This is a genomic window from Dyadobacter luticola (genome assembly GCF_005860805.1).
Classification (GTDB): Bacteria; Bacteroidota; Bacteroidia; order Cytophagales; family Spirosomataceae; genus Dyadobacter; species Dyadobacter luticola.
Genome location: NZ_VCEJ01000004.1, coordinates 1,276,299 through 1,292,845 on the forward strand (window position 1 = coordinate 1,276,299; position 16,547 = coordinate 1,292,845).

Sequence of the window (16,547 nt, forward strand, 5' to 3'; positions counted from 1 at the left end):
TCTTTAAAACTTGTATCCTCTTAAAAAATCCCCAATCGCCAGACGCTTCTTGCCTTCCAGTTGCAGCTCTTCAATCGCAATCCAGCCGTCGGCGGTTTTGAAATACAGGTAGCTTTTGTTGTCCGTCTTCATGTCACCAACATTTCCAGGCTCATCAGAATCGACAAGTGCAGTCTTGAAAATTTTGCAGGACAAACCATTCAATGTTGTCCAGGCTGCGGGGTAGGGGGACAAGCCTCTCACAAAATTATGAATCTGCACAGCAGATTTATTCCAATCAATCTCACAGGTTTCCCTGAAAATCTTGGGCGCCGACCGTATTTCTTCCGGCTCTTCCTGTGGTATCTGCGGATAATTTCCCTCCTCGATCGCCTCCACGGTTTTTACCACCAGCGCAGCGCCTTTTTGCATGAGCCTTTCATACAAGGTACCCACATTATCGTCGCGGTGAATCGGCTCTTTTTCCTGGAAAATGATCTTGCCGGTATCAATGTCTTTCTCAATAAAAAAAGTGGTCACGCCAGTTTCCGTATCGCCATTAATCACGGCCCAGTTGATCGGTGCGGCCCCGCGGTATTGAGGTAAAAGTGAGCTGTGTAAATTGAATGTACCTTTCGTCGGCATACTCCAGACTACTTCCGGCAGCATTCTGAAAGCAACCACGACTTGCAGATCCGCCTCATAAGATTTCAGCTCTTCCAGAAACTCCGGGTTCTTCAATTTTTCAGGCTGCAAAACAGGTATTCCCTGCGACTCTGCGTAGATTTTTACAGGCGATTTTGTAAGATTTTGACCTCTTCCCGAAGGCTTGTCGGGCACGGTGATAACGGCTACAACATTAGAATTGTTTTCGACCAGACTTTGTAAACTGGGCACCGCAAATTCGGGTGTTCCCATAAAAATGATTCTCAATGGTTTTGACATACGTGTGGCCGCTTTTGGATAAAAATGGTGTTACCATTCACAAATATTGTTATTTTTGTCGTTCTTGAAAGAAAATTATGGTGCATATAAAGTCACATAGCAACCGAAAAGACAAGGTCTTCTAGCCTTCTACTACGAGTGGTGTTACTCCTGTAGAGCGGTCTTAGAACCGTTCTTTTTTTTTATCTGGATTTTCAAAATTTAAAGCATATATAAACTAAATGAGGTTATGGCTAAGATTTCATACTATACGGAAGAAGGATTAAATAAGCTGAGGAATGAGCTGAATGATATGAAAACCAAAGGCCGCACGGAGATTGCACGTCAGATTGCCGAGGCGCGGGATAAAGGGGATTTGAGTGAGAATGCGGAGTATGACGCAGCAAAAGATGCGCAGGGAATGCATGAAATGAAAATCGCCAAGCTGGAAGAAATTATGTCCAATGCCCGCGTGATCGACGAGTCCTCCATCGACAATTCCCAGGTTTCAGTTTTATCCAAAGTGAAGATCAAAAACCGTAAAAATGGAATGGAAGTCACTTACACATTGGTTTCCGAAGAGGAGGCTGATCTGAAAACCGGCAAAATCTCGGTAGGCTCGCCGATCGGTAAAGGTTTGCTGGGTAAAAAAGTGGGAGAGACCACGGAAATTAAAGTACCTGCCGGTATGATGGAATTTGAAGTACTCGATATCAGCCGCTTCCTCGAATAGGAGTTTGCGCTTTATATAAATGTTGGATTGTTAAATGAGCTTCATTTCGCAATCCAACATTTTTGTTTTAGAGTAAAACCAGAATTGATTTACGAGGTAACATTCAGCACTATAAACTATGAAATTTAAAGGCTTCGTTTTCAGCATTTCATCACTCCGGGTGGAGGGTATCGCCTTATTTCCATTCATTTTTATCAGGACAAAAACGCCGGGACGGTTCCTGATCAACCACGAGCGGATCCACATCCGCCAGCAGCTCGAAATGGGGATCTTACCTTTTTATATATGGTATCTGATGGAATATTTTATCCGCTACGTCCAGCACAAAAACCGTTATTTAGCCTATCTTCATATTTCGTTTGAACGCGAAGCCTACCGGAATGAAACCAACCTCAGCTATCTTGGAAAAAGACCTTTCTGGGCTTTTTTGAAGTATTTAAAGCAGTAATTTGCCTTTCATTTTGATGTTCAGTCCCCTAATTTTTAGTCTTTTAAACAATCAGTATGGCAGATCAGAGCAAAGAATTTCTTTATAAGTATTTAAACAATGCATCGCCAACCGGCTTTGAATCAACCGGTCAGCAAATCTGGCTTGACTACATTAAGCCCTACATTGAAGAAACGATTATTGATACTTACGGCACGGCAGTCGGTGTGATTGGACCGGGGCAGGATTACAAAGTCGTGATCGAGGCACATTCAGATGAAATTTCCTGGTTTGTGAATTACATTTCCGACGACGGCTACATTCACGTCCGCAGAAACGGTGGTTCCGACGCCGCGATTGCTCCTTCGATGCGGGTAAATCTGCATACCGCAAAAGGTGTGGTAAAAGGCGTTTTCGGCTGGCCAGCGATCCACGTTCGTGACGTCGCCAAAGACCAGGTGCCCAAAGTGCACGAGCTTTTCATCGACGTGGGCGCTGCTAAAAAAGACGAAGTTTTTGAAATGGGCATTCACGTCGGTACGGTGGTAACATTTGCGGACGGGCTGGATGAGCTGAATGAAAAATATTATGTCGGCCGCGCGCTCGACAACCGCATGGGCGGGTACATGATCGCGGAAGTGGCGCGGATGCTGCATGAAAATAATGTACGTCTGCCTTTTACATTATATGTGGTAAATGCGGTGCAGGAAGAAATCGGTCTGCGCGGAGCGGAAATGATTGCCCGGAGATTGAAACCCGACCTGGCAATCTGTACCGACGTGACGCACGATACCCAGTCGCCGATGTACAATAAAAAAGAGCAGGGCGACCTTAAAAGTGGTAGCGGCCCGGTAATTTGCTACGGCCCGGCGGTACAAAACAATGTCCGCGATATGCTGATCCGCGTCGCCGACGAAAAGAAAATCCCTTTCCAGCGCCAGGCAGTAAGTCGCTCGACAGGCACGGATACCGATTCTTTTGCTTATTCAACAGAAGGTATTGCCTCCGCATTGATCTCACTTCCTCTGAAATATATGCACACGACCGTGGAAATGGTGCATAAGGAAGATGTTAAAAATGTAATCCAACTCATGTACGACGTCCTGCTATCGCTGAAAGGCGGGGAGGATTTTCGGTATATAAAATAATACGTGTCATGCTGAGCGGACCGGGCCGCCGGGCGGTCGAAGCACTTTACTGGCTGGGCAGTGTGCTCACCGGTATAGTGCTTCGACTACGCTCAGCATGACAACTTCAACAACTTCATCAACATGACTTTCATCAACAAATGGACAACAGGGCGAGGGGGCGTGGCGCGGCCATTAATCCCCACAACAAATTTACAAAGAATGAGATAACCTATACCTCGGAAGACTGGCAGCAGTGGGAAGAGCCGGAAACCAATCCCAAAACACAATTTATTGAAGAGGAATCCAAGACGCTGCTGAGTGTTTCGGACAGTCCCGATTTGGGTAACTTCCATTCTATCAATCCCTACCGGGGCTGTGAGCATGGATGCATTTATTGTTATGCCCGCAACTCGCACGAGTATTGGGGCTTTTCTGCCGGACTTGATTTTGAGACCAAGATCATGGTCAAGAAAAATGCGCCGCAACTTTTGGAAAAGCTTTTTAATTCCAAAAAATGGGAGCCCAAAGTCATTCACTTTTCGGGCAATACGGACTGTTATCAGCCGGGCGAAAAAAAATACGAGCTTACGAGGCGGCTTCTGGAAATATGTCTTAAATACCGCAATCCGGTGAGTGTTTTGACGAAAAACGCATTGGTTTTACGTGATATAGATGTACTCGAAAAGCTGGCGAAATTGAATCTTGTGCACGGTGCGGTTTCAATTACTTCTTTAAATGAGGACCTGCGAGGTGCTTTGGAACCCAGGACTGTCACAGGAAAACGACGGCTGCAAGTAGTAAAAACATTGCACGAAGCAGGCATCCCGATGGGCGTCATGACCGCGCCGATTATTCCCGGATTGAATGATCATGAGATCCCGGCATTGGTTCAGGCGGCGGCGGAAAGCGGCGCGCGGTGGGCACATTATACGGTGGTGAGGCTGAATGGTGCAATTTCAACATTATTTGAAGAGTGGGTAGAACATCATTTCCCGGACCGCGTTGCCAAGGTTTTGAACCAGATTAAAGAATGTCATGGCGGACAGGTGAATGATTCACGCTTTGGGCTGCGGATGGTAGGCGAGGGGAATTTCGCAGAACACATTCGTCAGCTGCATGATATGGCCTGCCGGAAATATCTGAAAGACCGCGAGTGGCCCGAGCTCGATACTTCGCAGTTTATGCGTGCGGGGCAGATGAAGTTGTTTTAATTTTAAAAACCTATTTTTAGAAAAATCCTGAACTCATGAAACTGCTTCCACCCATTTTTTCACTCATTATTATCCTTTGCCTGACGTCCAACTGCGTCAATTCGTCTTCTCAAAAGAGCCCCGTGGTGATAGGAAACGACTCGGTCGGCACTATGACGAGAAATGGTGCTGCCGTGAAACTGATGACCGGCGTCGATCAGGTTTCGGAATACATTAACTATCTGAAAGGCAAGAAAGTCGGAATTGTGGTAAACCAGACGTCGATCATCGGCAACACGCCGATCGTGGATAGCTTAGTGGCGCTAGGTGTGAACATTGTCACGATTTTCGGGCCGGAACATGGTTTTCGTGGCACGGCCAGTAATGGTGACAAAGTCAATGACAGCATCGATCCGAAAACCGGTATCCCGGCGATTTCACTTTACGGAAAATTGAAGCGGCCAACCAAAGAGCAAATGGCGCAGCTGGACTTGATTTTGTTTGACATTCAGGATGTTGGCGCGCGGTTTTATACTTATATCAATACATTAGGTCACGTCATGGAATCCTGCGCCGAAAGCGCCAAGGAAATGCTGATCCTCGACCGGCCCAATCCAAACGGTTTTTTGGTAGACGGCCCTATTTTGGAAGACCACCTGCATTCCGGGATCGGTATGTATAAAATCCCGATCTCGCACGGCATGACGGTCGCTGAATTTGCCCAGATGATCAATGGTGAAGGCTGGCTGCCCAACAAAATGCAGTGCAAGCTGAAAATTATCAAGGTCGCGAATTACAATCATGATATGCCTTACGACTTGCCTGTAATGCCTTCGCCGAACCTGAATACGCAGCAATCGGTGATCTTATATCCGCATATTTGTATGTTCGAGGGCACAATCCTGAGCCAGGGAAGAGGAACCTATATGCCCTTTACGGTACTCGGCGCACCGAAACTGAAAGGCTTATACGACTTCACTTTCACCCCCAAAAGCATCAAGGGAATGAGCGAGACGCCGCTGCACATGGATACCGAATGCTACGGGCTGGACCTGCGAAAATATGATATGAAGCACATCCGGAAATCGGGCAAGCTGAATTTGGGCTGGCTGATGGAGCTGTATAAAGCTTACCCTGAAAAGGATCGTTTCTTTGACATGAGCCAGAGCAAGCAGATGGGTAATTTTGATAAACTGGTCGGCACGGAAAACCTGAAAAAGCAGATCATTGCGGGAGCATCCGAGGAAGAAATCAGGAAGAGCTGGGAGCCGGGACTAGGTGATTATAAAGCTATGCGGAAGAAATACCTGCTTTATCCCTGATCAGGAACGCTCAACTAGTTGGATCTGCAAAGGAATTGTCCGGAAACAAAACATCCCGGGAAGAGTTTCCAGGGATGTTCAATTATTCTCAACGATATTTAATTTAAGAACTATATACTGGATTTAGTTTAGGTTGGATGCAATATAATGTGTGCATAATGCCAAATTTCTTGCAAATCCTATTTCATCACAGTTACGAATTTTTCGATCTAATGGATGCCCGGGTGTTAAAATTTTTTCTCATACACCCAGGCTACTGAATTGAAAGTCAAATTAATAGAGGCGGAGTCTACGTGATGTGAAATTAGTTCTATACCGGTTTTCCCGCAAAATAATGGGGTGAAATCCAGGTTTCAGGGGGTGAAGATCGGGCGGTTGCGGGGTAAGCGAAATTTGGGAGCAAAAACTCAGGAAAACGTTTTGATCCGGCTCAGCAATTCGTTGCGGTTGTCATTCGTGATCGGAATCTCAATATCATTGATCATCACATGCACATAATCGATCGCTGTGATCGCATTCAGGTTGATTATGAATGACTTATGAACACGGAAGAAAAAGTTGACCGGCAGTTGCTGTATCATGTTCTTCAAAGTTTCCCGGATCGTATATTTTTTCTTGATCGTATGTAGTTCCAGGTAGTTGTCATCGCTACGGATATACAGGATTTCGGCTAGCATGATCTTGGTAAACATGTGCTTTTCCTTGATAAAAAGCGCATCTTTGATCACCGTCGTATCTTCTTTTTCCGGCGTATCGGTTTCTCCGGCAAGCGCTGCCAGGCGATAATTTTTAAGCGCAAGTTTTACCGCCGTGTAAACCGTGATTTTCTGAAATGGTTTTTGTAAAAATGCGTGTGGGGCCGATTGCAGGGCTGCATTAACTACCGCAATGTCGTCGTGCGCAGAGAGAAATAGAAAGGGTATCCCAAGGTTTTCGCGGATGTGATCGGCCAGGTCGATGCCCGTCTGATATCCGTTTAAATTAATGTCGAGTACTGCGAGATGAAACACTTTGGTGGCTAGTAAGTCCACGGCCGTCGGATAATCCGTGGCAATGTCGTGCGCTTCATACCCGAACCCGTTTAACAGAAATTGTAAATGCTTTGCAATGATAAAATCGTCCTCAACAATTAGAATGTTCATATTGTAAATAAATGCCCGCCGTAAGGCTCCGGCATTGAGAGAGTTAGGATTTACGAATTTCAGACTTTATATGCGCCCGGGATCCGTGGGTGCCTTCCTGATACAAACTAGTTCATGTTACATGAGCTTCAACAGCCGAGTTTTAGTAACCGTTTGTAACAAGAAAGATTTTAAATTAAAGGCAAAAAGCTGTGCCAGACAAGCCATTTAATAAGTTATAGAAATTTTTCTATAAAAATCCCGCAACAACTTATCTCCTAAAACATCCAATCACCGCGAGTTACTTGGCTTTTTGGTGGTTAAGCTAGCTATTTTTTTTCAGTCCTTCGCAGACTTTTAAATTTATATAATTATTTTTTTATTTTATTATATAATTTCACAGAGCGGCTGCGATAATTTTAATTTCACCCCGACAATCCGAACAGTTAGTATCTACGTACATTGATCACAGTTGGATTTCTGATCAGGGTACTTCTCGACAAATTTTTTACGGCGAGCCTTTTACGATGTTTTTGTACTAACAAAACCTATTTCATTATTATCTAACATTCTACCCATGCAAGTTTCTTTTACGAACCTGTGCAGGCTCAGGCTTTTTTTGCTGAGCTTAATGACACTGCTATGCGCTTTTGGTAGTTATGCTTCCAGTCACCGGGAAGCGCCGTTGATTTCAAATGACCCGTTGGCGGATAACACGGACCTGTACGCTTTTAAAAGTCCCGACGACCCGAATTCGATTACCATTATCGCCAACTACATTCCATTTGAATCGCCCGAAGGAGGCCCGAACTACTTCAATTTCGGCCCGAATGTACGTTATGAAATCCACATCAAAAACAAGGCTACGACAGCCTGGGACGACATTACGTACCGTTTTACGTTTTCAAGCACAAACGAGGACCCTACCACTTTTTTTAACATTCGGCTGGGAAAGCAAAACCTGAAAACGACTTACAAGTGTGAAAAGAGTACCGATGGCGGCAAAACGTTCACGACCATCATCGCGGAGGGCATCGTGCCGCCCAACAACATTGGCCCGAGATCGATCGAAGGAAAAACCGTCGGGCTGGAAGCGCCGGATTATAACTCGCTGGTAGAGAAAGCCATTGCGACTGCGAGCAGCGGTGAAAAGATTTTCGCTGGTCCGGTGGATGATCCTTTTTTCGTAGACCTGGCAGGTGCTTTTGATGTCGGTAATTTCCGGCCGGAAGGTAATGCGGTCAATGCGCCGAAAGATGGTTTGAGCCGGTTTAATGTGCATTCTATCGCATTGAAAATTCCGGTGAAAATGCTGCAAAAAGATGGCAGTGGCGTCGATCAGGCATCGAACATCCTGGATCCTGATTTTGTGATCGGCGTGTGGGCATCGGCCAGCCGGCAGAAAATTAAAACGCTGAATACTAATGGAGAAGTGGGCTACGACGGTGATTTTGTGCAGGTTTCGCGGCTTGGAATGCCTTTGACAAACGAGGCGGTGATCCCAATCGGCATGAAAGATCACTGGAATGCTGTGACGCCTTATGACGGCCACGACCTGCAATTTGCCAAGTATTTCACCAACCCCGAGCTGGCCCTATACATGGACGACAGTCAGTTTGGTGCAGCGGTACCTTCCCTGAATGCATTGCGTATCCAGTCGAAATCGCTGGGCGCATTTGATTTCAGAAATGGTAAGCCGGGACTTTTTGGCCTGAAAGGAAACGCTGCTCTGGATGGTACTGCTCTGGCGGAAGCTGCTTTCGGAGGTGTGCTGCTGCCGGATAATGCCAGCCCGCGCGCTGTGGATCTGCTGCCAATATTTTATACTGGCGTGCCCAACCTGATTCCGTATCAGCTGGCAACCGGCAAAGGCAATAATCCGCTGGCAAAAGGCAAGCCTTTCATTCATAATTTTTTACCCACATTGGGTGATATGTTGAGACTGAATATGGCCGTACCAGCCACACCCCGCGACGATCCTAAATTTAGCTCGCTTGGACTGGTTTCCGCTGCGGTATTGGGCATCACGGACAGTGAATACAACTCCAATACGGACCTGGAATGGATCCCTAACATGGACGGGTTCCCGAACGGACGCCGGCTGGAAGATGACGTGACGACGATTGAGTTACAGGCCGTTTCGGGTGTTGTACTGGCAGCAGTAGGCTTGTTTTACGATGATGCCACCGCTACTGCACCGGTTTCGCCGCAGCTGATCAATGTGCTGTCTTTCACTTCTGGTCCGACCAAAAACGATGCAGCGCTGAAAGGGACATTTCCCTACCTGGCCAATCCGTGGAGAGGATTTGACTATCCTGAAAAACCCAGATTCTGATCTAAGTCACGCTATAAACAGATTTATATGAAAAACTTTCTATATCTGCTCGGCTTACTGGCATTGATTTGCAGTCTGCCCGGTCAAACCATCGCATCGTCGCACCGTGAAGCGCCGCTGATTTCCACAGATCCGCTGGCGGATAACACGGATGTGTATGCCTTCAAAAGCACCACGGACAAAGAGAACATTGTCCTGATTGCGAACTACATTCCTTTTGAGCATCCGGCGGGTGGGCCCAACTGGTACACTTTCGGCGAAAATATCCGCTACGAAATCCATGTGGACAACAATGCTGGAACGCCAGGTGCGGACATCGTTTACAGGTTTACGTTCACTAAAAAGAACGAAGATCCGTCAACATTCTTCCTGATCCGTCTTGGAAAAGAAAACCTGAAAACCACGTATGTCTGCGAAAGAAGTGTGGACGGTGGCAAAACGTTTTCAACTGTTGTGTCAAATGGCATAGTACCTCCGCCGAACATTGGGCCGAGGTCTATCCAAAATGGTACGGTTGGTTTGGGCAAAGATTACAACCAACTGGTACAGGATGCCGTAACATTGGCGAGTACCGGTGAGCGGATTTTCTGCGGACCGGTGGACGATCCCTTCTTCGTAGACCTGGGCGGTATTTTCGATCTTGGAAATTTCCGGAAAGAAGGTGCGCGTGATGGGGTTGCCAAGTTCAACTGTCACTCCATCGTGATCGAGGTGCCGGTTTCGACTTTGCAAAAAGAGAATAAATCGGTAGCGATGGCGAAGAACATACTCGATCCTGACTATGTGATCGGTGTGTACGCTTCGTCGAGCCGCCGCAAGATTACTACATTGAACACCGGCAGCGAGATCGGCTATGACGGCGAGTGGGTGCAGGTATCCCGCCTGGGCATGCCGCTAACCAACGAGGCGATCATCCCGATTGGCATGAAAGACAAATGGAATGCGACTTCCCCCGCCAACGATCTGCAATTTGCCAAATACTTTACCAACCCCGAGCTGGCATTGTATATGGACGACGAGCAGTTTGGCAAAGCAGTTCCCGGCCTGGCCGATCTGCGGATCCAGTCGAAATCATTGGGATCATTTGATTTTCGGAATGGTAAAGCTGGCTTGTATGGTCTGAAAGGTAACCCTGCACTCGACGGGACTGCCCTGTCGGAAGCCGCATTCGGAAGTGTTTTGCTGCCTGATGCAACCAGCCCGAGAGCAGTGGATATCCTGCCGATATTTTATACCGGTGTTCCCAACCTGGCTCCCTATCAGCTTGCGACCGGCAAAAACGGAAACCCGCTGGCAGCAGGTAAGCCATTTATTCACAACTTCTTACCAACATTGGGTGACTGGCTGCGGCTGAATATGGCGGTACCGGCTACGCCGAGAAACGATCCAAAGTTTAGCACATTGGGTCTGGTAGGCGCGGCGGTTTTAGGCTTGACCGACAGCGAGTACAACCAGAACAAGGATTTACAGTGGATACCCAACATGGACGGCTTTCCAAATGGCCGCCGGCTCGAAGATGATGTGACGACGATTGAATTACAGGCAGTCGGTGGCGTGGTTTTGGCGGCGGTAGGTTTGTGGTACGACGATTTTCAGGCTGGAATGAGCCCGGTGACGCCGCAGCTTGGCAAAGTGCTGGGCTTCAATGCAGGTGTTACCAAGAATGATACCACATTCAAAACCACTTTCCCATACCTGCAAAATCCCTGGCCTGGCTTCCGCGGAAACAGTTTTGAAGGCATGAAAGCATCAGATATGTCTCCGCTGGTCATTTCTGTAAAAGGTTTTGACTGTCTCAACGGAACATTCCAGATTGGTAAAACCGGTGGCGATCCTTCCAAAGAAGTGGAGTACCTGGCAACCGGTGTACTGGATGGAAACTGGACGCGGAGCACCAGCCGTACATTGGATCCGATGTTTTTCAAGGACAACACCAATACCGGTGACATCTTCATCTACGCCCGCTATGTCAACGAGCCGGCTTCCGAGGTTTCTATCCAATATGATTTCCGCGCAGCGTGTGGTTTTACTAAAAACAATATGCGGCAGGGTATAGCCGAAGCCGAAGGTAAAATTGTACCGCTGACCGCGATTGTGATGGGTAACCCGAGCAACAACGAAGAAGTGATGGTGGAAATCCGGGGTGCTTATGGCAAGCCGGTGCAGCTGGATCTTGCCAATAGCAGCGGCCAGATTTACGGTCAGCAGGTGATTGAAAAGGCTACTGACAATGAGCGCCGCTCGGTGAAACTCGGAAAACAAACCGGGCTGTACTACCTGCGTGTCACCACGCCGGATGAAAAGTATACCGTGAAAATTTTGAAGAAGTAAAGTAACAACCTGACTGATCTGACGACGAAAATGCCGGGACCGCAAGTATCGGGTCCCGGCCATTTTCTAAAAAGCATCCCTTCAATAATGACACAATTCTTTATGAAAAAAATACTGACACTTTCGACACTACTCTGCTTGCTGACATTGCTGGCCTGCAACGAGAACAAAAAAACAGACACAGCGGTAACCAACACCGTCAGCACGGATGTACCCGGGCTTTTTGACAGAAAAGGCGAGCTGGCCAATGCCGCCGAGTGGGCAAAAACCAAGGAAAAAGTGGAAGAGCTGAAAGCAAAGATCAAGGAAAATCCAAAGGATGTGAAGCCGCGCCTGCAACTGGTCGTCATTTATTTGTCCGAAGCCAGGATCACGGGTGAGCACCCCTATTATTATCCCGCAACATTGCAGATTCTGGACGGCGTACTTGCCATCGATCCGCAGAATTTCGAGGCGACCACATTTAAAGCGTCTGTGAAAATGTCGCAGCACCAGTTTGGCGAGGCGCGTCAGCTGGCGGAAAAAGCGCGGAAAATTAATCCGAACAATGCTTATGTGTACGGTGTGCTGGTAGATGCCAATGTGGAACTGGGCAATTACGACGAGGCGGTAGCAATGTCGGACAAAATGCAGGAGCTGAAACCTTCGCTGGAATCGTACTCCCGCGCTTCATACCTCCGCGAGATTTATGGCAACTATCCCGGCGCCATCGCGGCGATGAAACTGGCTGTGCAGGCGGGACTTCCCGGCTCGGAGCCGCAATGCTGGAGTAAAAACACATTGGGACATTTATACGAAACCACCGGCCAGCTGAATGCGGCGGCCAACGAATATGACCAGATACTCGCCATGCGCCCGAGCTATGCATTTGCACTCCGCGGACAGGCGCAGATTTTTAAAGCCAAAAAACAATACGCCAAAGCCCTAACCGCACTGGACAAAGCCGCCGCCATCATGCCCGAATTTTCGTTTCATGAAGAAATGGCCGATATCTACGCCCTACAAGGTGATTCGGCAAAGGCAAAAGCCAAATATGCGGAAGTGGTGAAAATGCTGGACGAAGATGCCAGGTCGGGGCACGCGGTGGATTTGGAGTTGGCGAAACTCTACATTAAAACGGGCGAGCTGGATAAAGCGATTGCATTTGGCCGGAAAGAATATGAGAGACGCTCAAAGAACATTGATGTAAATCATGCGCTGGCGGAAGCTTATTTTAAGAAAAAGGATTACGAAAAGGCTATGCAGCATACCAAGCTGGCGATGAGCACCGGCACCAAAGACCCGGAAATATTGCAGATTGCCGGTGGGATCGAGCTGGCTTTGGGCCACAAGCAGGAGGGCGACAGATTGCTGGCGCAGGCAAAGCGGACAAACCCTACATTTGCATTATAAAACCAAACGATGAAGAAATCTCTGCTACTCATTCTCTTCCTGCTGACTGGCCTGAGCGCTTTTGCGCACCTTGGAAGCATTTCGGGGATGGTGCATGATGGCGCGACAAACCTGCCGCTCAAAGGAGTAACCGTGCAGCTTTCTGCGCAGGGTAAGGCTACCATGACCAATGAACTGGGCCAGTACCGGTTTGAAGGGCTGGTGGCGGCAACATATAAAGTCGAGTTATCACACGTCGGTTTTAAAGCGCAGATACTGGAAGTTACAGTGCGTGACGATAAGACGGAATTTGTGAAAACCCTGCTTTCCAATACGGAAGTGGAGCTGAGCGAGGTGGTGGTATCGTCCCAAAGAGCGCACGACCAGCAGCTGATCAACGGCGTGGACATCAAGCTGCGGCCGATCACCAATTCGCAGGAGATTTTGAGGATGGTACCTGGGTTGTTTATCGGGCAGCATGCGGGTGGCGGCAAGGCGGAGCAGATTTTTCTGAGAGGTTTTGACCTGGACCATGGGACCGACATTCGGCTGACTGTCGACGGTATGCCTGTAAATATGGTTTCGCACGCGCACGGGCAGGGTTATGCCGATCTGCATTTTGTGATACCGGAGCTGGTCAAAGGTGTTGATTTTAAAAAAGGGCCTTATACGACAGATAAAGGTAATTTTGCAACGGCTGGCTGGGCAGATTTTCGTACCAAGGATGCATTGGAAAAGTCTTTTGTAAAGCTCGAAGCCGGGCAGTACGATTCTTACCGAGCAGTGGCGGGCATCGATTTGTTAGGTCAAAAAGGGAAAGCGCATAACCAGTCGGCCTACATTGCTTCCGAGTATTCTTTTACCAATTCGTATTTCGATAACCCGCAGCATTTCAACCGGTTGAACCTCACCGGAAAATACCACGGCCACGTCGCACCGAATACCAATCTGACATTGACCGCCTCTACTTTTTGGAGTAAATGGAATCACTCAGGACAAATTCCAGACCGCGCGGTCGATTCAGGTTTGATCGGATTTTACGGTTCCGTCGATCCGACTGAGGGCGGCGAAACCAGCCGGACGAATTTTAATGCACAGCTGGTGACGGTGACGCCATCAAATTATGTGATCAAAAACCAGCTTTTTTACTCCAATTACAATTTTGAGCTGTATTCCAATTTTACATTCTTTCTGGAAGATTCTTTAAATGGCGACCAGATACGCCAGAAAGAAAAGCGGAACCTGTACGGTTATAACGGAAGTATTTCAAAACAACATTATCTCGGAAAATCCAGCTGGACCACCACATTGGGTATCCAGTACCGCCACGATTTCACCAACCGGACCGAACTATCACACACGATGAACCGCACCGTGACGCTCGATCCGTATATGTTAGGCAATGTGAATGAGCTGAATGCGGCGGTTTATGCCGACGAGCTGATCCAGGTGACCGACCGGTTTACAGTCAATGCAGGGGTGCGGGTGGATTATTTCCGCGATCAGTACAAAGATCTGCTAGAACAACCGGCCACGACCAAACACGCCAGCGACGCGATTGTTTCTCCCAAACTCAATTTTTACTATACATTCAATCCGAGGCTGCAACTGTACCTGAACTCGGGAAAAGGGTTTCACTCGAATGACACGCGGGTGGTGGTCCCGCAGGGCGGCAAGCAGATTTTGCCCGGCGCTTACGGCTCCGATTTTGGGATGATCTTCAAACCTTTTCCCAAAATGCTGATCAATGCCGCCGCCTGGTATTTGTGGATGCAGCAGGAATTTGTGTACGTCGGTGACGCAGGGGTGATTGAGCCGAGCGGGAAGTCCAAGCGGCAGGGACTGGATTTATCGGTAAGGTACCAGCTTTCAAAAGTGCTTTATGCGGATGTCGATATCAGCTCCGCAAAACCTCGTGCGCTAGGTGAGCAGGAGGGGATGAATTACCTGCCGCTGGCGCCGGTGCTGACGTCCACGGGCGGACTTTCTCTACAAATGCCCAATGGTTTCAGTGGCTCGCTGCGGTACAGATACATGGCGAATCGTCCTGCAAATGAAGATAATTCGATTGTCGCAAAAGGATATGTAGTCAATGACGCCCAGCTGAATTACGCCCGGAAAAATTACAATCTGGGCCTTTCGGTCCAGAATTTACTTAATACCAAATGGAAGGAAACCCAGTTCGCCACGTTGAGCCGGTTGAAAAATGAAGCTACGCCTGTCGAAGAGATACATTTTACGCCCGGAACGCCCTTTTTTGCCAGGCTGAGTTTGACGGTTTCTTTTTGATTAAATGCTTTTGTGGCGGCCTGTCAGGATGAAAAGGATTGTGACGACGATCAGTCCGGAGAAAAACCAGACGCTCATCATCACATTATAATAAACGATGGCGACGAGGCAGATGGAAGATATGATCAGCGCGATGGCCGGAAAATAGGGGTATAGCGGTACGGTAAAAGGACGTTCGAGCAAAGGTTGTTTTTTTCTCAAAACAAAAAGTGCGACCATGCTGATCATATACATTACCACCGCGCCCAGCGCCGCGAGAATGATCACCTGGTCGGTTGTGCCTAGCATTAACGCTACGCAACCCGCTGCACCTCCCGCAAGCAATGCCCAGTGCGGGGTTTGAAACCTCGCATTGACATCTCCCAAAAAAGAAGGCAGGAAACCGCTTCTTGCCAAAGCAAAAATCTGCCGCGAATAACCGATCACGGTCCCATGAAACGAGGCGATTAATCCAAAAAGTCCGAGGCTCGCGAAAAGGTGTGTAAGACCGCTATCCCTTCCTAAAACAATACTTAATGCAGCCGGCAGCGGGTAATCGATCTTGCTCAGATCTTTCCAGCTCGCAATACCGCCGGTGAAAATCATGACGGCCAGTGCCAGCACCACCAATGTTAGTATCCCGTAAATATAGCCCAGCGAAATGGTGCGTTTCGGATCTTCTACTTCCTCTGCCACCATCGCCACGCCTTCAATCGCCAGGTAAAACCAGATTGCGAAAGGTAATGCGGCAAACACGCCCGGCCAGCCGAATGGCATCGGGTCGGTGACGAAAGTTTCGTAGGAAAAGTGGGGGAGGACAATGCCAATGTAAATCAGCAGCTCCACTACGGCCAGCAATGTTACCACCAGTGAAAACATGGCTGATTCCTTGATACCCAGTAAATTGATTAAAATAAAAATCCCGTAGCAGGCAAATGCCACGTCGAGTACGTTGAGCGTGGGGTAAAGGAAATGCGTGTAGCTGCCGAGCGCAAATGCGATGGCCGGCGGCGTGACGAGGAATTCGACCAAGGTGGCGTACCCGGCAATGAGCCCGCCCCACCAGCCGAATGCTTTATGTGCATAAGAAAACGGGCCACCTGCCTGCGGGATGGAAGTGGTAAGCTCGGTAAAACTGAAAATAAATGTCACGTACATGACCGTGATGATCAGCGTGGCGATCAGAAAACCGACTGTACCCGACACACCCCAGCCATAGTTCCACCCAAAATATTCACCGGAAATAACCAGTCCGACGGCGATTGCCCAGAGATGTATCGGTTTTAAGACTTTTTTTAGGGCAGCAGCGTTTTCGGCAGACATGCAGGATGGTTTGACATTTAAAACAGTACAATATAGTTTATAACTGCTCCAATGCCATTTGATACCATCGAAAAATCAAAAAAATGCAATATT

12 protein-coding genes are annotated in these 16,547 nt (G+C 48.0%); 9 read left to right on the forward strand and 3 right to left on the reverse strand.

Features of this window, described 5'->3' with window-relative positions; genetic code table 11:
* Positions 1-3 precede the first annotated feature (3 nt).
* The gene (gene fmt, locus FEN17_RS16035; protein WP_262711558.1) at positions 4-924 is read right to left on the reverse strand and encodes a methionyl-tRNA formyltransferase; all 921 of its coding nucleotides are present in this window, start codon (positions 922-924) and stop codon (positions 4-6) included.
* A 229-nt stretch (positions 925-1,153) separates the two neighbouring features.
* On the opposite strand from fmt, the gene greA reads away from it, so the two are divergent.
* The 5 genes from greA to FEN17_RS16060 all read left to right on the forward strand — a co-directional run bounded on the left by greA (position 1,154) and on the right by FEN17_RS16060 (position 5,705).
* Entirely contained in the window at positions 1,154-1,636 is a 483-nt protein-coding gene (gene greA / locus FEN17_RS16040) for a transcription elongation factor GreA (protein ID WP_138366345.1), read from the forward strand.
* A 118-nt stretch (positions 1,637-1,754) separates the two neighbouring features.
* On the forward strand, positions 1,755-2,084 hold the full coding sequence (locus FEN17_RS16045; protein ID WP_138366346.1) for a hypothetical protein: 330 nt from the start codon (positions 1,755-1,757) through the stop codon (positions 2,082-2,084).
* 56 nt (positions 2,085-2,140) lie between these two features.
* Positions 2,141-3,211, forward strand: a complete 1,071-nt coding sequence (locus FEN17_RS16050; RefSeq protein WP_138366347.1) for a M42 family metallopeptidase — start codon at positions 2,141-2,143, stop codon at positions 3,209-3,211.
* 140 nt (positions 3,212-3,351) lie between these two features.
* A complete protein-coding gene (locus FEN17_RS16055) occupies positions 3,352-4,404 on the forward strand; it encodes a PA0069 family radical SAM protein (protein ID WP_138366348.1) in 1,053 nt (350 codons plus the stop codon).
* Positions 4,405-4,439: 35 nt separating this feature from the next.
* Positions 4,440-5,705, forward strand: coding sequence for an exo-beta-N-acetylmuramidase NamZ family protein (locus tag FEN17_RS16060; RefSeq protein WP_138366349.1), 1,266 nt, complete (start codon positions 4,440-4,442; stop codon positions 5,703-5,705).
* 407 nt (positions 5,706-6,112) lie between these two features.
* Here FEN17_RS16060 and FEN17_RS16065 read toward each other — a convergent pair whose 3' ends face one another.
* Positions 6,113-6,847 (reverse strand): LytR/AlgR family response regulator transcription factor, encoded by a 735-nt coding sequence (locus FEN17_RS16065; RefSeq protein ID WP_138366350.1) that lies wholly within the window; start codon positions 6,845-6,847, stop codon positions 6,113-6,115.
* 610 nt (positions 6,848-7,457) lie between these two features.
* Here FEN17_RS16065 and FEN17_RS16070 point away from each other — a divergent pair.
* The 4 genes from FEN17_RS16070 (at position 7,458) to FEN17_RS16085 (ending at position 15,152) form a co-directional block, all read left to right on the forward strand.
* Positions 7,458-9,161, forward strand: a complete 1,704-nt coding sequence (locus FEN17_RS16070; RefSeq protein WP_138366956.1) for a DUF4331 domain-containing protein — start codon at positions 7,458-7,460, stop codon at positions 9,159-9,161.
* A gap of 27 nt (positions 9,162-9,188) precedes the next feature.
* On the forward strand, positions 9,189-11,492 hold the full coding sequence (locus tag FEN17_RS16075) for a DUF4331 family protein (protein ID WP_138366351.1): 2,304 nt from the start codon (positions 9,189-9,191) through the stop codon (positions 11,490-11,492).
* A 102-nt stretch (positions 11,493-11,594) separates the two neighbouring features.
* Positions 11,595-12,884: a tetratricopeptide repeat protein gene (locus FEN17_RS16080; RefSeq protein WP_138366352.1), complete on the forward strand. Its 1,290-nt coding sequence runs from the start codon at positions 11,595-11,597 to the stop codon at positions 12,882-12,884.
* Between the two features lie 9 nt (positions 12,885-12,893).
* A complete protein-coding gene (locus tag FEN17_RS16085) occupies positions 12,894-15,152 on the forward strand; it encodes a TonB-dependent receptor (RefSeq protein WP_138366353.1) in 2,259 nt (752 codons plus the stop codon).
* On the opposite strand, the gene eat is transcribed toward FEN17_RS16085, so the two are convergent.
* Complete coding sequence (gene eat / locus FEN17_RS16090) at positions 15,153-16,454, reverse strand: ethanolamine permease (protein ID WP_138366354.1); 1,302 nt, start codon at positions 16,452-16,454, stop codon at positions 15,153-15,155.
* Between the last annotated feature and the right edge of the window lie 93 nt (positions 16,455-16,547).